Origin of the sequence: Streptococcus penaeicida, from assembly GCF_002887775.1 — a bacterium.
Taxonomy (GTDB): domain Bacteria; phylum Bacillota; class Bacilli; order Lactobacillales; family Streptococcaceae; genus Streptococcus; species Streptococcus penaeicida.
The window spans coordinates 1-288 of sequence record NZ_LOCM01000122.1 but is presented as its reverse complement, the minus strand read 5'-3'; the positions used below and the strand labels follow the sequence as shown (position 1 = coordinate 288).

The following is a 288-nucleotide window of genomic DNA, read 5'->3' as shown; positions in this document are numbered from 1 at the left end:
CCTCTGCTTGTAAGGCAGATGCTCTCCCAGCTGAGCTAAACTCCCATTGAGTGTTCCTAAGCTAAGCGACTTCCGTATCTAACAGGGGGCAACCCCCAACTACTTCAGGCGTTCTAGGGCTTAACTACTGTGTTCGGCATGGGTACAGGTGTATCTCCTAGGCTATCGTCACTTAACTTTTTAGTCCACTCAAAATTGAATAACTATATCTTAACAAGAAGTCTACCTCTATGTCAATAAACTTTTCTATTATCAAAATTGTACTCGGACTAAAAAGCTAGTCAATTA

Annotated in this window: 1 rRNA gene; it reads right to left on the bottom strand. The window is 41.7% G+C overall.

The window, feature by feature from the left end:
• Positions 1-60 precede the first annotated feature (60 nt).
• A 5S ribosomal RNA gene (gene rrf, locus AT575_RS10535) occupies positions 61-176 on the bottom strand.
• Between the last annotated feature and the right edge of the window lie 112 nt (positions 177-288).